Source organism: Fictibacillus nanhaiensis (assembly GCF_023715445.1).
Taxonomy (GTDB): domain Bacteria; phylum Bacillota; class Bacilli; order Bacillales; family Fictibacillaceae; genus Fictibacillus; species Fictibacillus nanhaiensis_D.
Genome location: NZ_JAMBOD010000018.1, coordinates 1 through 17,739, shown reverse-complemented (window position 1 = coordinate 17,739; position 17,739 = coordinate 1). Strand labels below are relative to the sequence as shown.

The window sequence follows — 17,739 nt, the reverse complement described above, 5'->3', positions numbered from 1 at the left end:
GAGTTTTCAGTTAATCATTCATTTAAAAAGCGCCTGAACTGCTGAACAGAAATAAGCAGTTGACGAGGAAGAGGTTTATCGATAGTTTCGGCGGGTACCTCTCGGAACATTCACTTCCGTAAGCTTTTGTTCAAACCAGGCAAGGTGACTTCCTGTACAAAGACGAAAGCAAGTGAAACCAAAATAAAAATAGAAAACATAGGTGGGGTTGTGAGCCCCGCTCACGGCCCCTCTTATGTAAGCCGTCAGCAGAGTGTGATGGCTTAAGGAGGACGTTTATTTATGTGTGGAATCGTAGGTTATATTGGAAATAATGATGCAAAAGAAATCTTATTGCGTGGTCTTGAAAAATTAGAGTACCGCGGATATGACTCAGCAGGAATCGCTGTATTAAACGAAGATGGAGTTCACGTGTTCAAAGAAAAAGGACGCATTGCCAACTTGCGTGAAAGTGTTGATCTTGGTGTAGAAGCATCAGTTGGGATCGGTCACACACGCTGGGCAACACACGGAGTTCCAAGCAAAGTTAATTCCCACCCACACCAAAGTTCAACAGAACGCTTTACACTTGTACACAATGGTGTAATCGAGAACTATGAACAGGTGAAGAAACAATACATTTCAGGTGTTGAGTTTTTATCTGAAACAGATACAGAAGTAATCGTTCAATTAGTAGAACACTTTGTTAAGGAAGGAATGGAAGTGGAAGAAGCATTCCGCCGTACATTGTCTGAACTTAAAGGTTCTTATGCGATCGGTTTAATCGACAACGAAAACCCTGAAACCATCTATGTTGGTAAAAACAAAAGTCCGTTATTGGTAGGTAAAGGTGAAGGCTTCAACGTTATTGCTAGTGATGCAATGGCTATGCTATCTCAAACTGACCAATACGTTGAATTAATGGATAAAGAAATCGTAATCGTGACTCGTGACAGCTATACGATCAAGACTCTTGATGGAGAAGTTGTTGAACGTGCACCTTACACAGCTGAACTTGATGCAAGCGACATTGAAAAAGGCACGTACCCTCATTTCATGTTAAAAGAAATTGATGAGCAGCCTTTCGTAATGCGTAACATCATTAATCAATATCAAAACGAAAATGGCGACCTTAAGCTTGATGATGATATCCGTGCTGCAATGAAAGAAGCAGACCGTGTGTATATCATCGCATGCGGAACGAGCTACCATGCTGGTCTTGTTGGTAAGCAATTGATCGAAAACATCGCGAACATTCCAGTTGAATCACACATCGCGAGTGAATTTGTTTACAACATGCCGCTTTTATCTGAAAAGCCATTGTTCATCTTTATCTCACAATCCGGTGAGACTGCAGACAGCCGTGCCGTGCTTGTTGAGATCAAGAAGCTAGGCCACAAAGCATTAACCATTACGAATGTACCTGGATCAACACTTTCTCGTGAGGCAGACTACACGCTTAACTTATATGCAGGTCCTGAGATCGCTGTTGCATCTACAAAAGCATATACTGCACAAATCGCTGTTCTTGCTATCTTAGCCGTTGATTCTGCTCGTGCTAAAGGCATTGAGCTTGATTTCAACCCGCTTCAAGAGCTTGCGATTGTAGCAAACGCTATGGAAGTATTGTGTGACCAAAAAGAAGAGATGGAGCACATTGCTCGCGAGTTCTTAACAGTAACTCGAAACGCTTTCTTCATCGGCCGTGCTGCTGACTTCTATGTATGTTTAGAAGCTGCACTTAAGCTTAAAGAAATCTCTTACATCCAGGCAGAAGGATTTGCTGGTGGAGAGCTTAAGCACGGTACGATTGCGTTAATCGAAGAAGGTACACCAGTTATTGCTCTTGCAACACAAGAGCACGTTAACTTAAGCATCCGCGGTAACGTGAAAGAAGTAGCGGCACGCGGTGCATACACATGCGTAATCTCTATGGATGGACTGCAAGAAGAAGACGATCGCATCGTACTTCCAAAGATCCACCCGTACTTGACTCCGCTTGTATCTGTACTTCCAATGCAGCTGATCTCTTACTACGCAGCGCTGCACCGCGACTGTGACGTAGATAAGCCGCGTAACCTTGCGAAGTCAGTAACAGTAGAATAGAAATCAGAAAAAACCTGTAGCGATTGAATAAATAAAATAAAGTTGTTGTTGCCATACAACTCGAACGTGAACTGAACAACTTCAGTGTGAACTATACAACTTGAGCGTGCACTATACAACTCAGGTGTGAACTAAATGTAGTAAACCCCACTCATTAGAAGAGTGGGGTTTTATTGTGGTTAAAAAATGTTGCTTCTTATTCCACAAACGGGCCATATTGTTGAGGAACACTCCACTCCTGGAAAACAAATGGATATTTGTAGCGAATGCGTGAAGAAATCACTTTTCTCTCCATTGGTATATTAGTTTCAAAACGGAATAGGAAAAGAAATTGGGGGGAAAATAGGATAAACTTTCCTTTGAAGAAAAGAGGAATCTTAAATGAAAGCCGACCGATCTCTAGACAATAACGAGAAGTCACTGCAAGGAATGTTATTCCATAGCTCAGACTTCAAATCGAGTGATTTCGTGGCCGGTGATCGACGCTATCGGCTATTTTATTTGGACACAATGATCGAGCTTGATATGGTACAAGAGCATATTATTCGCCCTTTGCTTATTAGTAAGGACGTCAGCGTACGGGAAGCTGTGTCCATTCTGGAATACGATGAGACGGATCTTCTTTCGGTTGCGGCTAAAGCCCTAGTTGAAGGAAAGACGGTGCTTCAAATCAAAGGGGAAGCGAATCTCTATCTGCTTGGAACCGAGCTTAAAAAAGAACGCTCGGTAAACATCCCAGTCAACGAACGTGTGTTGCGCGGTTCCAACGAAGCACTAGTTGAAAACCTGAATACGAATCTCAATTTGATGCGTAAGCTGACCAAAACGCCAGATCTTGTGGTAAAGTTCTATATGCTTGGCCGCAGGTCAAATACAAAAATCGCCGTACTTTACCTGCGTTCTCTTGCTAACGAAGAAGTCTTAAAGGAGTTTGATTACAGGATTACGAACATCGACATCGATTACGTAGAAGCGCCCGGTTTTCTCCAGGAGTTAATCGAAGATAAAAAATTCTCGCTATTTCCAAAAATACTCGTAACAGAAAGACCTGACCGGGTGAGATCTTACCTGATGGATGGGAAAATCGCGATTTTGACCGATGGTTCACCAGATTCCCTGATCGTTCCGGTTTCATTCTGGGCGTTCTTCCAAAGCCCAGACGATTACCAAGTCGGCTGGCTGTTCGGCAGCGCCTTAAGGTTTCTTCGGATCGTTTGCTTTCTTATCGCGATAAGCTTGCCAGGCGCATACGTGGCCCTTGTCACCTTCGATCCGCGTCTTGTCCCATTCGAAATCGCCCTGACGCTGCAAAGCTCTATGCAATACATTGCAATGCCACCTGTACTCGAAGCGATAACGATGCTGGTCATATTAGAAATCTTGAGAGAGGCAACTGTCCGTCTCGCAAGCCCCATCGGCCAGACGATCGGTGTCGTCGGCGGTATCGTTATCGGTACTGTCGTCGTTGAGTCCAATCTAATCTCAAATATGATGGTCATCGTAGTCGCGCTTACCGGTATTGCTTCTTTTATTATTCCTTCTTATGAAATGAGTAGTGCTGCCCGATTATTGACGATTCCGTTTATCATCATGGCATCTATCTTCGGGCTTATCGGGATGTTGCTTTCATTTCTTTTGGTGCTGTCGCATTTAGCCCGGAAGAACACGATGGGCATTCCGTATTTTTACTCGATGATAAGCCGCGATACGGTCAAGGATACGCTATTCAGAGGACCAATCAGAAACTTGAAAAAACGCCCGAAGGAAAGCATGGCCCAAGACGAGACTAGAATAAGAGGTTCAAGGGGGTCAGCTGAATGATACACCTGGAAAAAATTTCGCTTAATCAGCTTTTTTGCCTCGTTATTCTGACTCAAGTCGGCGTTCACGTTTTAACGATCCCATTCGAAGAATCTCGCCACTCTGGCTATGACTCGTGGATGTCCGTATTTATAGGGGGAGTGATTGTTCAAGCGGTCATCATCATTATCTATCAACTCGGAAAGAAATATCCTGATCGTCCTTTGCCTCATTACATATCTGCGATTGCTGGAAAGCCGTTAGGATCCGTCCTTAACTTCCTGTTTGCCGTGTATTTCGCTGAATCTAGTCTGATGGTCGCTGTCTCTTATTCCGATGTCATCAACCGATGGGTCTTATTCGAAACTCCCTGGTTCGTGTTAATTGGAGTATCGCTCATTATCGGAGTATATATTGCTTCATCTACCCTCCGGTCTATGGCTACAATCACACAGACGATTATGGTCTTGTTTCTAATTTGCTTTATCATCATATTTATTAGTGGAATGGGAAAAGGTGACTGGCGTCATTTTCTGCCGGTCGGCACTCACGGTTTGGGATCGATTTTAAAGGATACCCTCCCTGCCTTTTGGGCGTACGCAGGATATGAGCTTCTCCTGTACGTTTTTCCATTTGTAAAACACCGTAAGAAGAAGGATATCTTGATTACAATGTCGCTCGCCAATGGATTTACGACCTTTTTTTACTTGTTGATTTCGTTCATTGTGACGTACAACTATAGCGAAAGCCAATTGAATTCAATTCCCGAGCCGATGGTGTTCCTACTTCGTAAATTCAATTGGCCAGTCGTACAAAGCCTCGATATTCTATTTATGACCATTTGGCTGTCAGTGACAACGGTAACGGTTTATGTTTATTTGTTTTTATCCGCTCGTTATCTGGCGTTGGTTGGAGGTGAAGAAAGAAAAAACCATACTCTTTTGGTATGGATTATAGGGATCGTTTGCTTCTCGGTCGGAGTTTGGGTCTCAGACCGGCAATGGATGTACCAATTTGCCAACTATCATAATAAAGCTACTGTGATTTTCACTGGCATTTTGCCGATAATTCTTTTTCTGGTTTCTATGGCACGGGGAAAGGTGGCGGGACGATGAAAAAAGCAGGAATTGGAATTTTGTTGTTGCTGCTCTTGACAGGTTGTTGGGATCGCTTGCCGCTACGCGATCTTAAATTGGTTGACATCGCCGGTTTTGACCTGGACAAGGAGAGCGAGGACGTCGAGCTTCATTTTGTCGTTACGAAGCTTAAATCTGCTGGACAAGGAGAAGGGGAGCCTAATTCGGAGATAACGAAGCTCAAAGGACCTAGTTTGGTCCAAGCTATTGGACAAGGAGAATACATCGATCAAGCTCCTTTCTTAGGGGTTAACACGAGAATCTATTTGTTAAGCAAAAGGTTCGCTTCCCATGATCCAGTTGGAAAGCTTGCTTTTTTACTACACGCCCCCTATGCGTCGATCAACACCCCAGTAGTCATCCTCGATGGGAGCATGTCTAAGTTTTTGAAAACTGATTCAAGTCCAAAAAAAGAGTTTACGAAAAATTTGAACGAGTTTATTTTGTCTATAGAAAAGAATGGAATCATGACCAACGTTTCCATGATGGATTTTATTCTCTCTCAAAAAGAACCAATAGAAGATATAGCACTGCCCCTGTTGAAGCCATTTGATTCGGGAATGGAATTAACCGGTGCCCTATTATTCCGTCAAGGAAAGAATACGGGGGCAGAAATCGACATAGAACAAGTTCGAATGTTGATGATGATGTTAGGGAAGTACAACGGAAGACAAAAATATACCGGGAATTTGTCAAACGACACCGATTACGGGTTTTCCGTAAAAAGGGGGAATTCAAGGATTACTATCTCCCAAGTACCGAGCCAATTACCGAAAGTAAACATAGGAGTCCGATTAAAAATTAATGTATTCCAACTTGGAGAGGATTCCTATACACTTAAGCCTGATTACGTTAATAGAATGGAAAAAGAACTGAGCAAACATCTGGAAGAAAAGGCAGTAGAAACGATCAAGACTTTGCAAAAAGCGAATTGTGATGTTCTTGGCATTGGAAAACAATTAAAGGCATACCATCCAAACATATGGAAGTCTTTGAATTGGCGCAAAGACTATCCACGATTATCGATTGAACCGAATTTCGAGGTGCAAATCCTAAACTCGGATGCCGAATAGTTAATGGGCGCGAACTCAATTGGAGAACGCGTCCATTGCATTTTTATTTTTGATAATTAAGCCTGATTAATTTGCATATCGCTTGTTCAACAAACGGGTGCGTTTGCTGAATAACAATAATAGTAAAGAAAAAACGCAAAGGAAACTTTAAAAGTCCTTTGCGTTTTCATATTTATATATAATATTAACTTGGTTAAGAAGTGACCACCTACTTCAAGATCATAACTGATATTTTGGTTAATGTGATCGATGTGATGGTTGAGACAACCAATCATCTTGACGAAGAACTAGGCCAAAAGGAATTCAATAAAAGGATATTGAACATTAGTTCTTTGTAACATCACCCCGTATACAACTTTCTTTTTTGAAAGCTACAAAAACAGTTACCATAAATTACAATTAAAGAACATAACTTTTTTTACATCGTTCTAATTTTAGAACCTGCATAAAAGTAATTTTAATGTCAGTAGGATACAACTTTTTTTAGGCTTAACATGATACAGGTTTTTTTGTTTACAAACTTTTATCTATCGACTGTTTACTTAACTCATTACTAAGCTGACCAAACAATATCATCCGGTACATACGGAAATCGGCCCGGAGTGACCAAAACGGATGACCAAAAGTTGCGGGTTTATTTCCTTCAATAAAAAAGTGACTGAACCAGGCAATGCCATAAGCTACGATTGGAGCTAATAAGAGAAACCAAAGGCTTTTCCAAATCGCAAGTATAATAAAGATAAAGACAAATGAAGTACCAACAAAGTGCCACGCTCTCGTAGATGGTTTGCTATGCTGCGAAAGATAGAATGGCCAAAATTCTTCGTAATTCTTAAATTCCATGTAACACCTCCCTTTAGTGGTTTATATTCTCTTATTCCGTACGGATTCCTTTTTCATAAAGGGAAAATCGACTTTTTGAGGAAGACTATAAATAATGTGAAAAAAGGTTTGACTCTGTGGTGCACAACACGGTTTATGATGGATTTGCAGGTGGTGGAATAAACGATGTACAGAGTTAGTGAGTTTTCAAAAATGACAGGATTAAGCAAGGAAACATTAAGATATTATGCAGAGGTGGAATTGCTTGAACCAGCTTACATTGATCCAAAGAATAATTACCGGTATTACGATAATGGATCCTATTTAATCGCAATGATCCTGGTGAGTTTGCGAAAATTCAACTTTACGATTCAAGAGATGATCACCGTTATTGAAGATGAATCCTTCGAGAATCTGGAGAACATCCTTAATCAAAAAAAGAGGGACATTCAGAAAAAAATAGGGGAATTAAACAGCACGATAGATGAAATTGACCAGTTCTTAAAATGGGGAAATGAGGAGGATGAAAGATGTTAACATGGAATGAAGAGAAGGTAATCTCGGTAAATATTGAAAAAGTATGGGAACTCTTTTCTGATGAAAACCTGCAGCGCATCATGCCAAATGTTGTAGAACATACGCCTATTGAAAAGAAAGAAGGCATTGTGGGTTCCACGTATCGTCAATCTTACAAAGAGGGACGACGAGTGGAAACCTACATTGTAGAAACACTTGGTTATGAGAACACTGAATCAAAAAAACACTTGCGAATAGGCTTTACATTAGGAAAAGCCTTTGAAATTGAAACAGCTTTTACATTAATAAAAATAGATGAAACGAGTACACGATTAACTTACACCGGACATAATAAAGGTATAAACTTTTTAGGAAAAGTCATGCTTAAGATCGCTGGTGATAAAAATAATAATAAAGTGATACAAGACTTTATGGATAAAGTAGAAGAGGAAGCGATGAAAGAATCCACTTCTGTATAAAAATCCCTCGCCAAACTGCTTCTTTATTATCAATCAGGCATAACATAATGTTTCATTTTCCATCCTAAAAGGTAGTGTCTTAAAAGCCAGAAATTTAAGGAGTGGATGAAATGGATAAAGAGCAGTTGAAGCAGGAAATATTGAACGTATTGGAAAAACGGCAAACGGGAGTACTTGCGAGTGTAAAGCAAGATAAGCCACATTCCAGATATATGACGTTTTATCATGATGATTTAACCTTCTACACGCCAACCAGTATCGAGACTCATAAAGCAGAAGAAATTCAGGAAAATCCTAATGTGCATCTATTAGTCGGTTATGACGGAGAAGGTTATGGTGATCCTTATCTTGAAGTCGAAGGAACGGCAACCATCCAGGATGATAAGGGGTTGAAGGAGAAGTTTTGGTCGGAACAGATGTCTCATTATTTTGATGGACCAAATGACCCTAACTACATCCTGCTGAAAATCAGCCCAAATTTAATTCGATTAATGAACAGTGAAGAAAATTCACCCCTAACTTTAGAATTTTAAAGGAAACTTGACTGACGCCGTTTTATCTGTCAGCCTTAGTTGAACTTGTTTGACTTTAGTCGTTTAACAATTAGTTAACAAGCTATCATTTCTTAAAGTATAAACAAAAGCCTCTCTTTTTGAATAAAAGAGGGGCCTTTGTTCGTCTAAATAGAGGACATGTGTATATTTCCTATAAATGTAAAATTAATGGTAAAATAAATAGACAGAACATTCTAGAATTAAAGGGGGATTTATATGAAAAAGATATGGACGGTGATGGGGCTGCTAGCTCTTTTAATCGGGTGCTCTGAAAAAGAAATAGAGAAAGAGCCGAAGTTTACTGTGAAAGATGCAATTGAAAAGAATCATGTGGTTATACAGAATCTGTCTGAAAAAGAAAATGAAGTAATGACAGGCGCAACAAAAGCAGAACACCTAGTACCCCTGATTGCTTTTTTAGAAGACGTAGAAGCAAATAAAGAAAGTAAATTGCAAATAACTGTATTTTCTAAAAATGGAGAATCGACCACAAGCGAATTACACTTTATTAATAAAGATAAAACTACTTTTAAAAATAAAAATAAGACATATACGATGCCAACAGGCGAGATTGAATGTACAAGTATAATTGATACTCATAGAAATTTAATGGTAGATGGATGCAAAGTGGAACCTAGTACTCTTTTGGTAATTCCATTTGGTGTAAGAGAATACAATCTAGCAAAAGTAGAATACAAAAATCAAAAAAAGAATTAGGGGGGATGTTATGCCGTACATTTTAAAAGATAGTTTATTCTCTTTCATTCTATCTGTTATTGGAATTATTCTTTTAGGGTCTGTTCCGTTCATGTTCACGGGGATGTCGTTTAATACGGGCAGTTATGTGGATGGGATCGGAGAATTATTCAAGTCGATGATGAAGCCAGCTGAAATCATGTATTTTACAACGAGTGGAAAATATCCTCTCTTTCCAAGTATGTGGGATATATTTAGTTATTCTCTTACCATTTTATTTTCAGCGTTTTTTATGGCTCTGATACTGGCACTTATTTTCGCTATTCTCATTTTTATGCTTCCATCCCGACTTAAGGATAAGATCCGTGTCTTTTCCTTTATGTTTGAATCCATTCCTGATGTTCTTATCGCAATCAGTATGCAGTTTTTTATTATTTGGTTTTTCAAGGAGACGAATATCCTTTTATTTCAGATTGTGTCTTTATATGATCAAAAGACCTATTTTGTACCGATCTTTTGTTTAACGGTATTGCCCACACTTCTTATCTTAAGAATACTGCTCCTCAATATGGAAGAAGAATACGGAAAGCAATATATCGATACGGCTAAAAGCAAAGGGATGGGTTCATTCCGTATACTCTGGCGGCATGTATTGCCCAATACGCTGCTTAGTGTCTTCCATCAATCACGTAATATTCTTTGGTTTATGCTTTCAAATCTACTAATGGTTGAATTCTTGTTTAATATATATGGAGTTACAACACTGGTAAGAGAAATGGGTAACCCTGCTATTTTTACTATCTCAATGCTTATGTTATTTGTACCTATGTTTTTATTTTTCACAGCACTCAGAATTTTTACGTATAAGTGGGTAGGTGAAAAATGATAAAAGCGATATGGAAGGGACCATTTTTTTTAATAGGATTTCTATTTGTCTTTGCGTTGCTTAGTTTTAGCTTATATCACCATTTTGTGATGAATAATGAAATCTATGAAAACCAGATTATTTATGATGGAATCACACCGATTGATAAGGCGCCATTTGAACCTTCCAGTGAATATTGGTTTGGCAGTGACCGAATGGGTGCAGATCTGTTCTATCAAATTATCTCAGGTGCAAAATATACACTAGGAATTGCATTTGCTGCTAGTTTACTAAGAATATTTCTATCCTTTTTTGGAGGCGTCCTCTTATTAAGCGCGGGAAAAGTTCTTCCGGTTATTAAAGGATTAGGACAATCTTTCTATTATATACCGTCGGCTCTCTTAATCCTTTTTATAGTTGGACCTATTATCGCAATAGACCAAATCACCTTTTGGGAAAAAGCCTTTTTTCAGATCATGCTGATCGTTCTAATTGCCGTTCCTAATACGGCGATACTTATAAAAGAAGAAATTAATTTGATTCAGAGCAACGAATTTATTACGAGTGCCAAGTTAATGGGGGGAAGCAGGTTTCGTATTTTGTTTAAACACGTCATGCCACATTTATGGCCACGGCTCGTTCTTATGTATGTCCAGCAAGTCATTGCCGTGTTGCTGTTGCTTGCTCACCTTGGCATATTAGGAATTTTCTTTGGCGGAACAATCTATCGTGAATATGGAATAGAATTTACGATACCCGTTTCCGTTTCAAACGAATGGTCAGGGTTGTTAGGGGGCTATTATTATCAGTTAAGACTGGCCCCATGGCTCGTATTTTTTCCGGTGTTAAGTTTTGCGGCAGTCATCATGGCGTTTAACTTTATGGCTGAAGGAATTAAGCGAGCCGGTGATCAATTGCCAGGCAGGAAAAAAATGAAGAAGAGAGAAAAAGTTAAAGAGAAATCTGTTTCAAAAGATCAATCCTTTGTTTTTTTAACAGAGCGGAAAATAGGATAAAACAAAAAGGCAAGAGCTAAAACTCTCGCCTTTTGGCTGTTTTTATCTCAACGTCGCACCGATGATGATGAGAAGGATAAAAAGCACTACAATCAAAGCAAACACTCCGCCGCCACCGTATCCATAGCCGCCATAGCCGCCATAACCGCCATAGCCGCATGGGGAGCAACTGCCGTAACCATAACCGCCTGGGTAGCCCCAGTTACGTTGTTGTTGTCTCTTTCCAAACATGCTGTAGGTCCTCCTTCTTTCTTGTGCCTTGTGCTTTCATCTATAGTGTATGTCCCAGGAGAAGGAGTGACAGGGGCAAAACCCTAATTAAAATCAAAAAAGTTTTGATATTAAAGGAGGACAACCCATGAGTGAAGTGCTAACCCAGTATAAAAATTTTACGAATTGGCTTCAGCAGCTTAAACAAATACCAGAGGAATATTGGCTGGAACCTATTAAAGATGGAAAATGGTCAGTAGGTGAAATCATTGCCCATATTAAAGCATGGGATGTATTTGTTTGGGATGAGAGAGTTGCCTGTTTTGTAAGCGGATCTCAAATTCCGGCAAAAAATGTAAACGTACCAGAAATAAACAGCAATGCTGCAAATGAAGCAAGGTCAGGCATATCAAAAAACCAGCTTCTAGATGAAGTGATTGAATGCCGCCAGGTAGTTGCAAAACGGCTAGGAGAAGTCCCGAGTTCTGTTTGGCAGGAAAAGATTGAAATGGGCTCAAAAATGATTACGTTATGTGAATATATTAGTGGGCTGGTAGAGCATGATGAACATCATAGAGCCCAAATTGAAGAATTCCTTGCGATCAAAGGAATTGACGTTTTAAAACAGGAAGTGTAGAACGATAGGAAATAAAGTCGAATTTCCCCGGAAATTATTTTAGGAAATAATCGAAAGTATAAAAAGAGCTTTTATTAAGACAGAAGCCCTTTTTTTCGTTACCATATAAGTAAAACGAAACAAAGAGGGCACATGGATACAATTACACATACTTTATTTGGATTAACCCTTTATGGTGCGGCAAATAAATCAAATATGAACAAGGCACATAAAAGAGCTCTGTTATTTACAACGGTGGTAGGCAGTCAAATTCCTGATATTGATGTGGTCGTCAACCTGTCCGAAACAGGACGAATTATGCAGCAAATGTGGCATAGAGGTCTAACGCACTCGTTCTTTCTGATACCATTCTGGAGTATTTTGTTACATTACGTTAGCCGTCTATTATTTAAAGTGAAAGACAGGCGTATTTTTTATTGGACACTTCTTGCTGTATTCATACATGATACGAGCGATCTTTTTAATACGTGGGGGACCGGATATATTGAACCTTTCTCCAGCTACCGAGTAACATTCGGTACGATTCCGATTGTCGATTTTGTGTTTTGGTTTCTGATGCTTGCTGGATTCATTATTTCTCGAAAAAAAGATGCCAGTGAAAGATATAAGGTATTCAGAGTGGTATGGCTTTTGATGATAGCTCATGTTGCGATACAATCTGTTCAAGGATACGTCATTTATAGTGATGCTAAAGAAAAATATGAAGATGTAGCACTTGCTGCTGGGTTTGTTCCTACCCAATTTCAGGTGATCGGAAAAGAAGGAAATGAAGTGGAAATTGTAAAAGACAGCATATTTTTAAAACCTGAATTAGAGCATCGTTTAATCTCGAAGGATGAAGCAGATCTTGCACCGCTTTTTGAAGAGAATCCGCGTGCAAAAACACTTCATGATTGGTCTCCTTTTGTTGTTGTAGTTGAAGAAGATGATAAGCTAGGAATTTATGATCCAAGGTTTTATCGTAATGGAGAATCATTCTTATATGAGTTCATAAAAAAGTAACCCGGAGTATTCATGGGTTACTTTTTTGTAATTATTAATTCGTTTCTGATTCAGTGTCTGTTGTTGTCGCGTTAGTCTCTGTAGTGCCATCACCTTCTGCTGGCGGATCAGTCGTAGGTGTGTCTGGTTCAGGCTCAGGTTCTTCTGGATCTTCAGGTTCTGTTGGTGGATCCTCTGGTTCAGGATCTGTTCCGGGGTCATCCGGTTCGTCATCCTGAGGTGGTGGAGGGTCAGCCTCATCATCTCCTTTTGGTTCAGTTGGAGGAGGATCTGTATTCTCTTCATCGTCTTCTTTTCTTTTATCTTCTTCTTTTTGCTTAGACTCTTCTTCCTTTTTCTTTTCTCTTTCTTTGTCTTCATTGTTTTTCGATTCTTTTTTCTCTGGAGCTTTCTTTTCTTTTACCGGAGCTAAAAGATCTTTTTTAGAAGTTCCTTTTACAATGAGCTCTCTAATAGTGTTGGGACCATTCTTATCTTTTGTGATATAGCCAGTATCTTTATTAATATAGATTTCTTCCACGGATTTTGGTTTTTCAAAGCCGGCAGTTTTCTTATCTTTGGAAGCCTCAGAAACGATTGATTTGAAGATATATTTAGCAATCTTTTGGTCCTCGGGGGTTAAATAATGTTCGGCGTTCGTCTTGTCATACCCCGTCCATACAGCTGCTGTGTAATTTGTTGTATATCCTGCAAACCATGAATCGCTGGATCCTTTTTCAATATCCAATCCTTCAGGCATGTTCGTTGTGCCGGTTTTGCCGGCTACTTCTAAACCAGGAATAGCAGCTAATGTTCCAGTACCTCGTTTCACAACGTCTTTCAGCATATCTGTAATCATATATGCTGTGTAATCATGCATCGCTGCAACGGGCTTTGATTCAAATTTTTTCTCATAGCCATCAGAAAACTTAACTTTACGTAAAGTTGTGGGTTTATGATAAACACCTTTATTACCAAAGGCTGTGTATGCTCCTGCAAGTTCAAGCGGTGAAGGACCATGCTTGAATCCGCCGATTGCATAAGCAGGATGAGCAGTCTTAATCGGGATACCGAGGTTATTCGCAAACTTAACGGCATCTTCTGATCCAACTTCCATAAACGTTTTTATAGCAGGAATGTTGTAAGACATAACGAGTGCTTCCCGCAAAGATACGTCTCCATGGAATTCATCATCCCAGTTGCTTGCTTCCCAATCGCCAATTTTTAATTCCTCATCTTTTATTTGTTTATAAGTGGACCATTTTAAATGTTCAATAGCTGGACCGTAATCAAGGATTGGTTTAATCGTTGAGCCTGGCTGCCTTTGTGTGTCGGTCGCATAATTAAATCCTTTTGCGATGTTTTCCTCACCGCTCGTTCTGTTTCCGCCCAAAGCACGAACGACGCCTGATTTTGTATCGAGCAGCGCTACACCCGCTTTAAACTTTTCATTAGGATACTTTACATGCTCATCTGTGGACAGAACTTTTTCGGTATGTGCCTGTGCTTTAGGGTCCAGAGTCGTGTAGATCTTTAAACCGCCTTCATAAATAGTACGTTCTGAGATGCCTTTTTCTTTTAGTTCTTTGATCACTTGCTGGATGAAAGATTCATATTTTAGCTGCTTTGCTTTTTCCTTAACAAGTGAGTCTTTTACTGAAGTCTTAACTGCTTTCTCTTTCTGCTCTTTTGTAATCGCACCATTTTTATACATGAGCTCTAAAACTGTGTTACGTCTCTCTTCAGCTGCTTTTGGATGAAGGAAAGGGTCATACCCACTCGGTCTTTGAGGAAGACCTGCTAATAATGCAGCTTCAGCAGGAGTCAAATCCTCTAGTGGCTTGTTAAAATAAGTCTTGGAAGCTGTTGCTACTCCATAAGCTCCTCCGCCAAAATAGATTTTATTTAAATACATCTCTAAAATTTCGTCTTTGGTGTATTTTTGTTCTAATTGTATAGCGAGATAAGCTTCTTGGACTTTCCGTTTGATCGTTTTATCAGATGAAAGCACACTGTTTTTAACGACTTGCTGAGTAATGGTACTCGCTCCTTCAGCACCAAAACCATCTTGAAGATTTGCCAAAGCTGCTCCAAATATACGTTTTACATCTACACCCATGTGTTCTTTGAAACGGGTATCCTCTGTGGATATAAAGGCTTGCTGTACAAGCTCGGGAATATTCTCGATCTTAGCGTATTCTCTCCGTTCGCTGCTTGTAACATAAGTAACAAATTCATCGTTCATATCATAAATCATTGACGATTGCGGATCATTTAATGCCTCTTCGGTCAGTTTCGGAGTCCCATTTACATACGCAAATATCATTGCGCCTCCAAACGTAACACTGGACAAGAAGAATAATAGAGTAATAATTGCTGTTCGCCGGATCCATCGTGACCGTTTCTTTTTCTGGCGGAGCTCTATTCGTTTTGCCACAGCACTCTTCCTTTCTTTGGATACTATCCTTGATTTACCCATTCTCTTCCTAAATAAAACAGTTTATGAAATGAATGATGGGGAAAAATGATAATAAATAGAGGAGTGATCTCATGAAACCGCAGACAAAAGAACGAGCTGAGCTTATTTATTCTATGCTTGGGCAAATCCATCAAAAAAAGAGCGCAAGTGAAAATGAGTTAAACCGTTTAACTGAATTGTGCCAGCTGTTAAAAGAAGATGTAGAAGTTGGAGAAAAGACATCTGGTGTTTTGGATGATCTGTGTGAGTTCGGTGAAAAAGCAATGGAACGATCAACCGATGATCAAAGAATTGAGTTCATACAGCAAGAAGACAGGAAACTGGATGAATATTATGAGCACTTTAAAATTTTATTAGAAGAAAAATGACCTAAGCTTGCTGCTTAGGTTTTTTTGTGGATTTTGAGGGCAAAGGTATCAAAAAAAGTCTAAAAGTGTCGACTCGTGGTTATATACCAATTAACGTGGGATTATTCAAACTAAGCCAGGAAAAAATCAAATTAAGAAAGGAATTAATCTAGTTAACGTGGGATTATTAAGAATAGAGTCTAGACGCGGTAATTAAGTTTTTGTCGAACGATTTTAATAGTCATGCATCGTTGCTTTTAATAAAATAAAATTAAATAAAACGACCAGTCGTTTTAAAATTAAATTCAAGGAGTGAAGCTTGTGCTAGTCATTAAACGTTTTAGTGAGTTATCTTTTAACGAAGCTATATCATTATGGAATGAATCTTGGAAACACTACTTTTCTGATATGACGATGGACCTTAACCGTTTCTTACAAAAAGTAACAGGAGAGGGAATCTCTTTGGAAAATTCGGTTGTAGCTGTTTACGAAGGTAAGCTGGCGGGATTTGTACTGAACAGTTTTAGAACGATTAATGGCAAACAATATGTATGGAACGGCGGCACAGCGGTCGCACCTGATTTTAGAGGAATGGGCATCGGAAAAAAATTAATATCTGTCTGCCTGGATATTTATGAAGAGCAGAATGTAGATATAGCGCGTCTAGAAGCAATCAAAGAAAACGAAGCGGCAATAAAGCTATATGAAAAGATGGGCTATCAAACGTTTGAAGAACTTGCATTTATGCAGCATGTAGGTGAGATCAATGAACTTAAAGAGCAAGGCTCAAATGTCACGGTAAAACAAACTGATATGCAACAGGTTAAATCATTGCCATTCTTTGAACCTCTTACTGCATGGCAAACACAATTTCAAAGTTTAAAAGACTTTTCATGTGCAATCGCTTGGGATGATGAAAAGCCCGTTGGATATACAGTATACAAAAAGGGCTTTAAAGAAACAGGAGAGCTGACAGGAATTGTACTATATCAGTGTGGGGTTAACCCTGAATATCATCTAAAGGAAGAAGCAACAGTGAATTTGATCAATTTTGCTTTTGCTCCAGCAGAAGGGGCTGTAAGAAGATTAACGATGAATGTCCCTAAAAAGGATAATGCGTTAAACCGCTTATTAAATGAGGCAGGTTTTACTAAGTTCGTGGAACAAGTTCATATGGAGCGTCCGATTAAAAAAGAGCTTGAAACCCAGGCATCAAAAACTTTTTCCAAAATAGACTGAAAACTTTGTTATACTTGAAATGGAAGACGTGTCATAAATGGAGGAAGCATCATGCCTAAAGTTTCAGCTCAATATAAAGAAGAGAAACGAAACCACATACTTGAGAGCGCCTTAAAATGCTTCGGTGAAAAAGGGTACCAAGCGACGATTATTGATGATATCGTGAAAGATTCGAACATCAGCAAAGGTGCTATCTATAACTATTTCGAAAGCAAAGAAGAAATATATTTACAGCTGCTAAAAAAACGTACCAATACGTTTTTTGAAGAAATGGAACGAGAGAATGCACACCTTACAAATGCGAAAGAAAAGCTTGCGAATCTCTTTAAACGATTTAAAAAGCAAGAGTTAAAAGAAGATGATCAGCAGTCCATGCGAGTATATATAGAATTCTGGCTTTATGGCTCGAGACAAGAAGATTTAAGAAAGGTTCTTGCAGAAAGATACAATCGCTTTATCGACTACATTGTAAATATTATTGTGGAAGGCCAAGAGTCCGGAGAGATTAAAAAGGAACTCGATCCCCAGAATATTTCAAGGATTTTCTGGGCGGTTCGTGATGGCAACGTATTGCATTATTCATTCTTAGGTGAGGAAGAACAATATCGGAATGCCTGGGATACGATTGAAGAAATGTTTTTAAATTATGTGCAAAGATAAGACGCCGTACACGCGGCGTCTCAGCTTGTAGACAAAGTATATGTCTACAAGCTTTTTTTATTGTAGAATTAAATTAGATAATGTTTGAGGGGAGAAATATACATGTTATCTAAGCATTCTACTGAAGGACGTCACCAAGTAACC

Annotated in this window: 18 protein-coding genes; 15 read left to right on the top strand and 3 right to left on the bottom strand. The window is 39.3% G+C overall.

The window, feature by feature from the left end; translation table 11 throughout:
- The first annotated feature begins 282 nt into the window (after positions 1–282).
- From glmS to M3196_RS20935, 4 genes are all read left to right on the top strand, one after another.
- Entirely contained in the window at positions 283–2,085 is a 1,803-nt protein-coding gene (gene glmS / locus M3196_RS20950) for a glutamine--fructose-6-phosphate transaminase (isomerizing) (RefSeq protein ID WP_251324247.1), read from the top strand.
- A gap of 381 nt (positions 2,086–2,466) precedes the next feature.
- Positions 2,467–3,906 (top strand): spore germination protein, encoded by a 1,440-nt coding sequence (locus M3196_RS20945; RefSeq protein ID WP_251324246.1) that lies wholly within the window; start codon positions 2,467–2,469, stop codon positions 3,904–3,906.
- The gene (locus M3196_RS20940; protein ID WP_251324245.1) at positions 3,903–5,000 is read left to right on the top strand and encodes a GerAB/ArcD/ProY family transporter; all 1,098 of its coding nucleotides are present in this window, start codon (positions 3,903–3,905) and stop codon (positions 4,998–5,000) included. Before M3196_RS20945 ends, M3196_RS20940 begins: the two co-directional genes overlap by 4 nt.
- Positions 4,997–6,094 (top strand): Ger(x)C family spore germination protein, encoded by a 1,098-nt coding sequence (locus M3196_RS20935; RefSeq protein ID WP_251324244.1) that lies wholly within the window; start codon positions 4,997–4,999, stop codon positions 6,092–6,094. Before M3196_RS20940 ends, M3196_RS20935 begins: the two co-directional genes overlap by 4 nt.
- 513 nt (positions 6,095–6,607) lie before the next feature.
- Here the strand turns inward: M3196_RS20935 and M3196_RS20930 are convergent.
- On the bottom strand, positions 6,608–6,937 hold the full coding sequence (locus tag M3196_RS20930; protein WP_251324243.1) for a DUF962 domain-containing protein: 330 nt from the start codon (positions 6,935–6,937) through the stop codon (positions 6,608–6,610).
- 165 nt (positions 6,938–7,102) lie between these two features.
- Here M3196_RS20930 and M3196_RS20925 point away from each other — a divergent pair, with 165 nt between their 5' ends.
- From M3196_RS20925 to M3196_RS20900, 6 genes are all read left to right on the top strand, one after another.
- A complete protein-coding gene (locus M3196_RS20925) occupies positions 7,103–7,453 on the top strand; it encodes a MerR family transcriptional regulator (protein WP_251324242.1) in 351 nt (116 codons plus the stop codon).
- Positions 7,447–7,911, top strand: a complete 465-nt coding sequence (locus tag M3196_RS20920) for an SRPBCC family protein (protein WP_251324241.1) — start codon at positions 7,447–7,449, stop codon at positions 7,909–7,911. The genes M3196_RS20925 and M3196_RS20920 overlap by 7 nt, the downstream gene beginning before the upstream one ends.
- Before the next feature lie 110 nt (positions 7,912–8,021).
- A complete protein-coding gene (locus M3196_RS20915) occupies positions 8,022–8,444 on the top strand; it encodes a pyridoxamine 5'-phosphate oxidase family protein (RefSeq protein WP_251324240.1) in 423 nt (140 codons plus the stop codon).
- A gap of 237 nt (positions 8,445–8,681) precedes the next feature.
- The gene (locus M3196_RS20910; RefSeq protein ID WP_251324239.1) at positions 8,682–9,182 is read left to right on the top strand and encodes a hypothetical protein; all 501 of its coding nucleotides are present in this window, start codon (positions 8,682–8,684) and stop codon (positions 9,180–9,182) included.
- 10 nt (positions 9,183–9,192) lie between these two features.
- The gene (locus tag M3196_RS20905; RefSeq protein ID WP_251324238.1) at positions 9,193–10,047 is read left to right on the top strand and encodes an ABC transporter permease subunit; all 855 of its coding nucleotides are present in this window, start codon (positions 9,193–9,195) and stop codon (positions 10,045–10,047) included.
- Positions 10,044–11,042: an ABC transporter permease gene (locus M3196_RS20900; protein WP_251324237.1), complete on the top strand. Its 999-nt coding sequence runs from the start codon at positions 10,044–10,046 to the stop codon at positions 11,040–11,042. Before M3196_RS20905 ends, M3196_RS20900 begins: the two co-directional genes overlap by 4 nt.
- 42 nt (positions 11,043–11,084) lie before the next feature.
- On the opposite strand, the gene M3196_RS20895 is transcribed toward M3196_RS20900, so the two are convergent.
- Positions 11,085–11,273 (bottom strand): YjcZ family sporulation protein, encoded by a 189-nt coding sequence (locus M3196_RS20895; protein WP_251324236.1) that lies wholly within the window; start codon positions 11,271–11,273, stop codon positions 11,085–11,087.
- A 127-nt stretch (positions 11,274–11,400) separates the two neighbouring features.
- Between M3196_RS20895 and M3196_RS20890 the strand changes: the two genes are divergently transcribed.
- Both M3196_RS20890 and M3196_RS20885 read left to right on the top strand, forming a co-directional pair.
- Positions 11,401–11,889, top strand: a complete 489-nt coding sequence (locus tag M3196_RS20890; protein ID WP_251324235.1) for a DinB family protein — start codon at positions 11,401–11,403, stop codon at positions 11,887–11,889.
- A 132-nt stretch (positions 11,890–12,021) separates the two neighbouring features.
- Positions 12,022–12,891 carry a metal-dependent hydrolase gene (locus M3196_RS20885; protein ID WP_251324234.1) on the top strand — a complete coding sequence of 290 codons (870 nt, stop codon included), beginning with the start codon at positions 12,022–12,024 and terminating at the stop codon, positions 12,889–12,891.
- 34 nt (positions 12,892–12,925) lie between these two features.
- Here the strand turns inward: M3196_RS20885 and M3196_RS20880 are convergent, their stop codons facing one another.
- A complete protein-coding gene (locus M3196_RS20880) occupies positions 12,926–15,307 on the bottom strand; it encodes a transglycosylase domain-containing protein (RefSeq protein WP_251324233.1) in 2,382 nt (793 codons plus the stop codon).
- A 113-nt stretch (positions 15,308–15,420) separates the two neighbouring features.
- Here M3196_RS20880 and M3196_RS20875 point away from each other — a divergent pair, with 113 nt between their 5' ends.
- From M3196_RS20875 to M3196_RS20865, 3 genes are all read left to right on the top strand, one after another.
- Complete coding sequence (locus M3196_RS20875) at positions 15,421–15,717, top strand: hypothetical protein (RefSeq protein ID WP_251324232.1); 297 nt, start codon at positions 15,421–15,423, stop codon at positions 15,715–15,717.
- Positions 15,718–16,017: 300 nt separating this feature from the next.
- On the top strand, positions 16,018–16,935 hold the full coding sequence (locus M3196_RS20870) for a GNAT family N-acetyltransferase (RefSeq protein WP_251324231.1): 918 nt from the start codon (positions 16,018–16,020) through the stop codon (positions 16,933–16,935).
- Positions 16,936–16,986: 51 nt separating this feature from the next.
- Positions 16,987–17,595 (top strand): TetR/AcrR family transcriptional regulator, encoded by a 609-nt coding sequence (locus M3196_RS20865; RefSeq protein ID WP_251324230.1) that lies wholly within the window; start codon positions 16,987–16,989, stop codon positions 17,593–17,595.
- The last annotated feature ends 144 nt before the right edge of the window (positions 17,596–17,739 follow it).

Coding starts and splice junctions, on each gene's coding strand:
- glmS (WP_251324247.1), top strand. CDS start 283: ATGTGTGGAATCGTAGGTTATATTGGAAATAATGATGCAAAAGAAATC.
- M3196_RS20945 (WP_251324246.1), top strand. CDS start 2,467: ATGAAAGCCGACCGATCTCTAGACAATAACGAGAAGTCACTGCAAGGA.
- M3196_RS20940 (WP_251324245.1), top strand. CDS start 3,903: ATGATACACCTGGAAAAAATTTCGCTTAATCAGCTTTTTTGCCTCGTT.
- M3196_RS20935 (WP_251324244.1), top strand. CDS start 4,997: ATGAAAAAAGCAGGAATTGGAATTTTGTTGTTGCTGCTCTTGACAGGT.
- M3196_RS20930 (WP_251324243.1), bottom strand. CDS start 6,937: ATGGAATTTAAGAATTACGAAGAATTTTGGCCATTCTATCTTTCGCAG.
- M3196_RS20925 (WP_251324242.1), top strand. CDS start 7,103: ATGTACAGAGTTAGTGAGTTTTCAAAAATGACAGGATTAAGCAAGGAA.
- M3196_RS20920 (WP_251324241.1), top strand. CDS start 7,447: ATGTTAACATGGAATGAAGAGAAGGTAATCTCGGTAAATATTGAAAAA.
- M3196_RS20915 (WP_251324240.1), top strand. CDS start 8,022: ATGGATAAAGAGCAGTTGAAGCAGGAAATATTGAACGTATTGGAAAAA.
- M3196_RS20910 (WP_251324239.1), top strand. CDS start 8,682: ATGAAAAAGATATGGACGGTGATGGGGCTGCTAGCTCTTTTAATCGGG.
- M3196_RS20905 (WP_251324238.1), top strand. CDS start 9,193: ATGCCGTACATTTTAAAAGATAGTTTATTCTCTTTCATTCTATCTGTT.
- M3196_RS20900 (WP_251324237.1), top strand. CDS start 10,044: ATGATAAAAGCGATATGGAAGGGACCATTTTTTTTAATAGGATTTCTA.
- M3196_RS20895 (WP_251324236.1), bottom strand. CDS start 11,273: ATGTTTGGAAAGAGACAACAACAACGTAACTGGGGCTACCCAGGCGGT.
- M3196_RS20890 (WP_251324235.1), top strand. CDS start 11,401: ATGAGTGAAGTGCTAACCCAGTATAAAAATTTTACGAATTGGCTTCAG.
- M3196_RS20885 (WP_251324234.1), top strand. CDS start 12,022: ATGGATACAATTACACATACTTTATTTGGATTAACCCTTTATGGTGCG.
- M3196_RS20875 (WP_251324232.1), top strand. CDS start 15,421: ATGAAACCGCAGACAAAAGAACGAGCTGAGCTTATTTATTCTATGCTT.
- M3196_RS20865 (WP_251324230.1), top strand. CDS start 16,987: ATGCCTAAAGTTTCAGCTCAATATAAAGAAGAGAAACGAAACCACATA.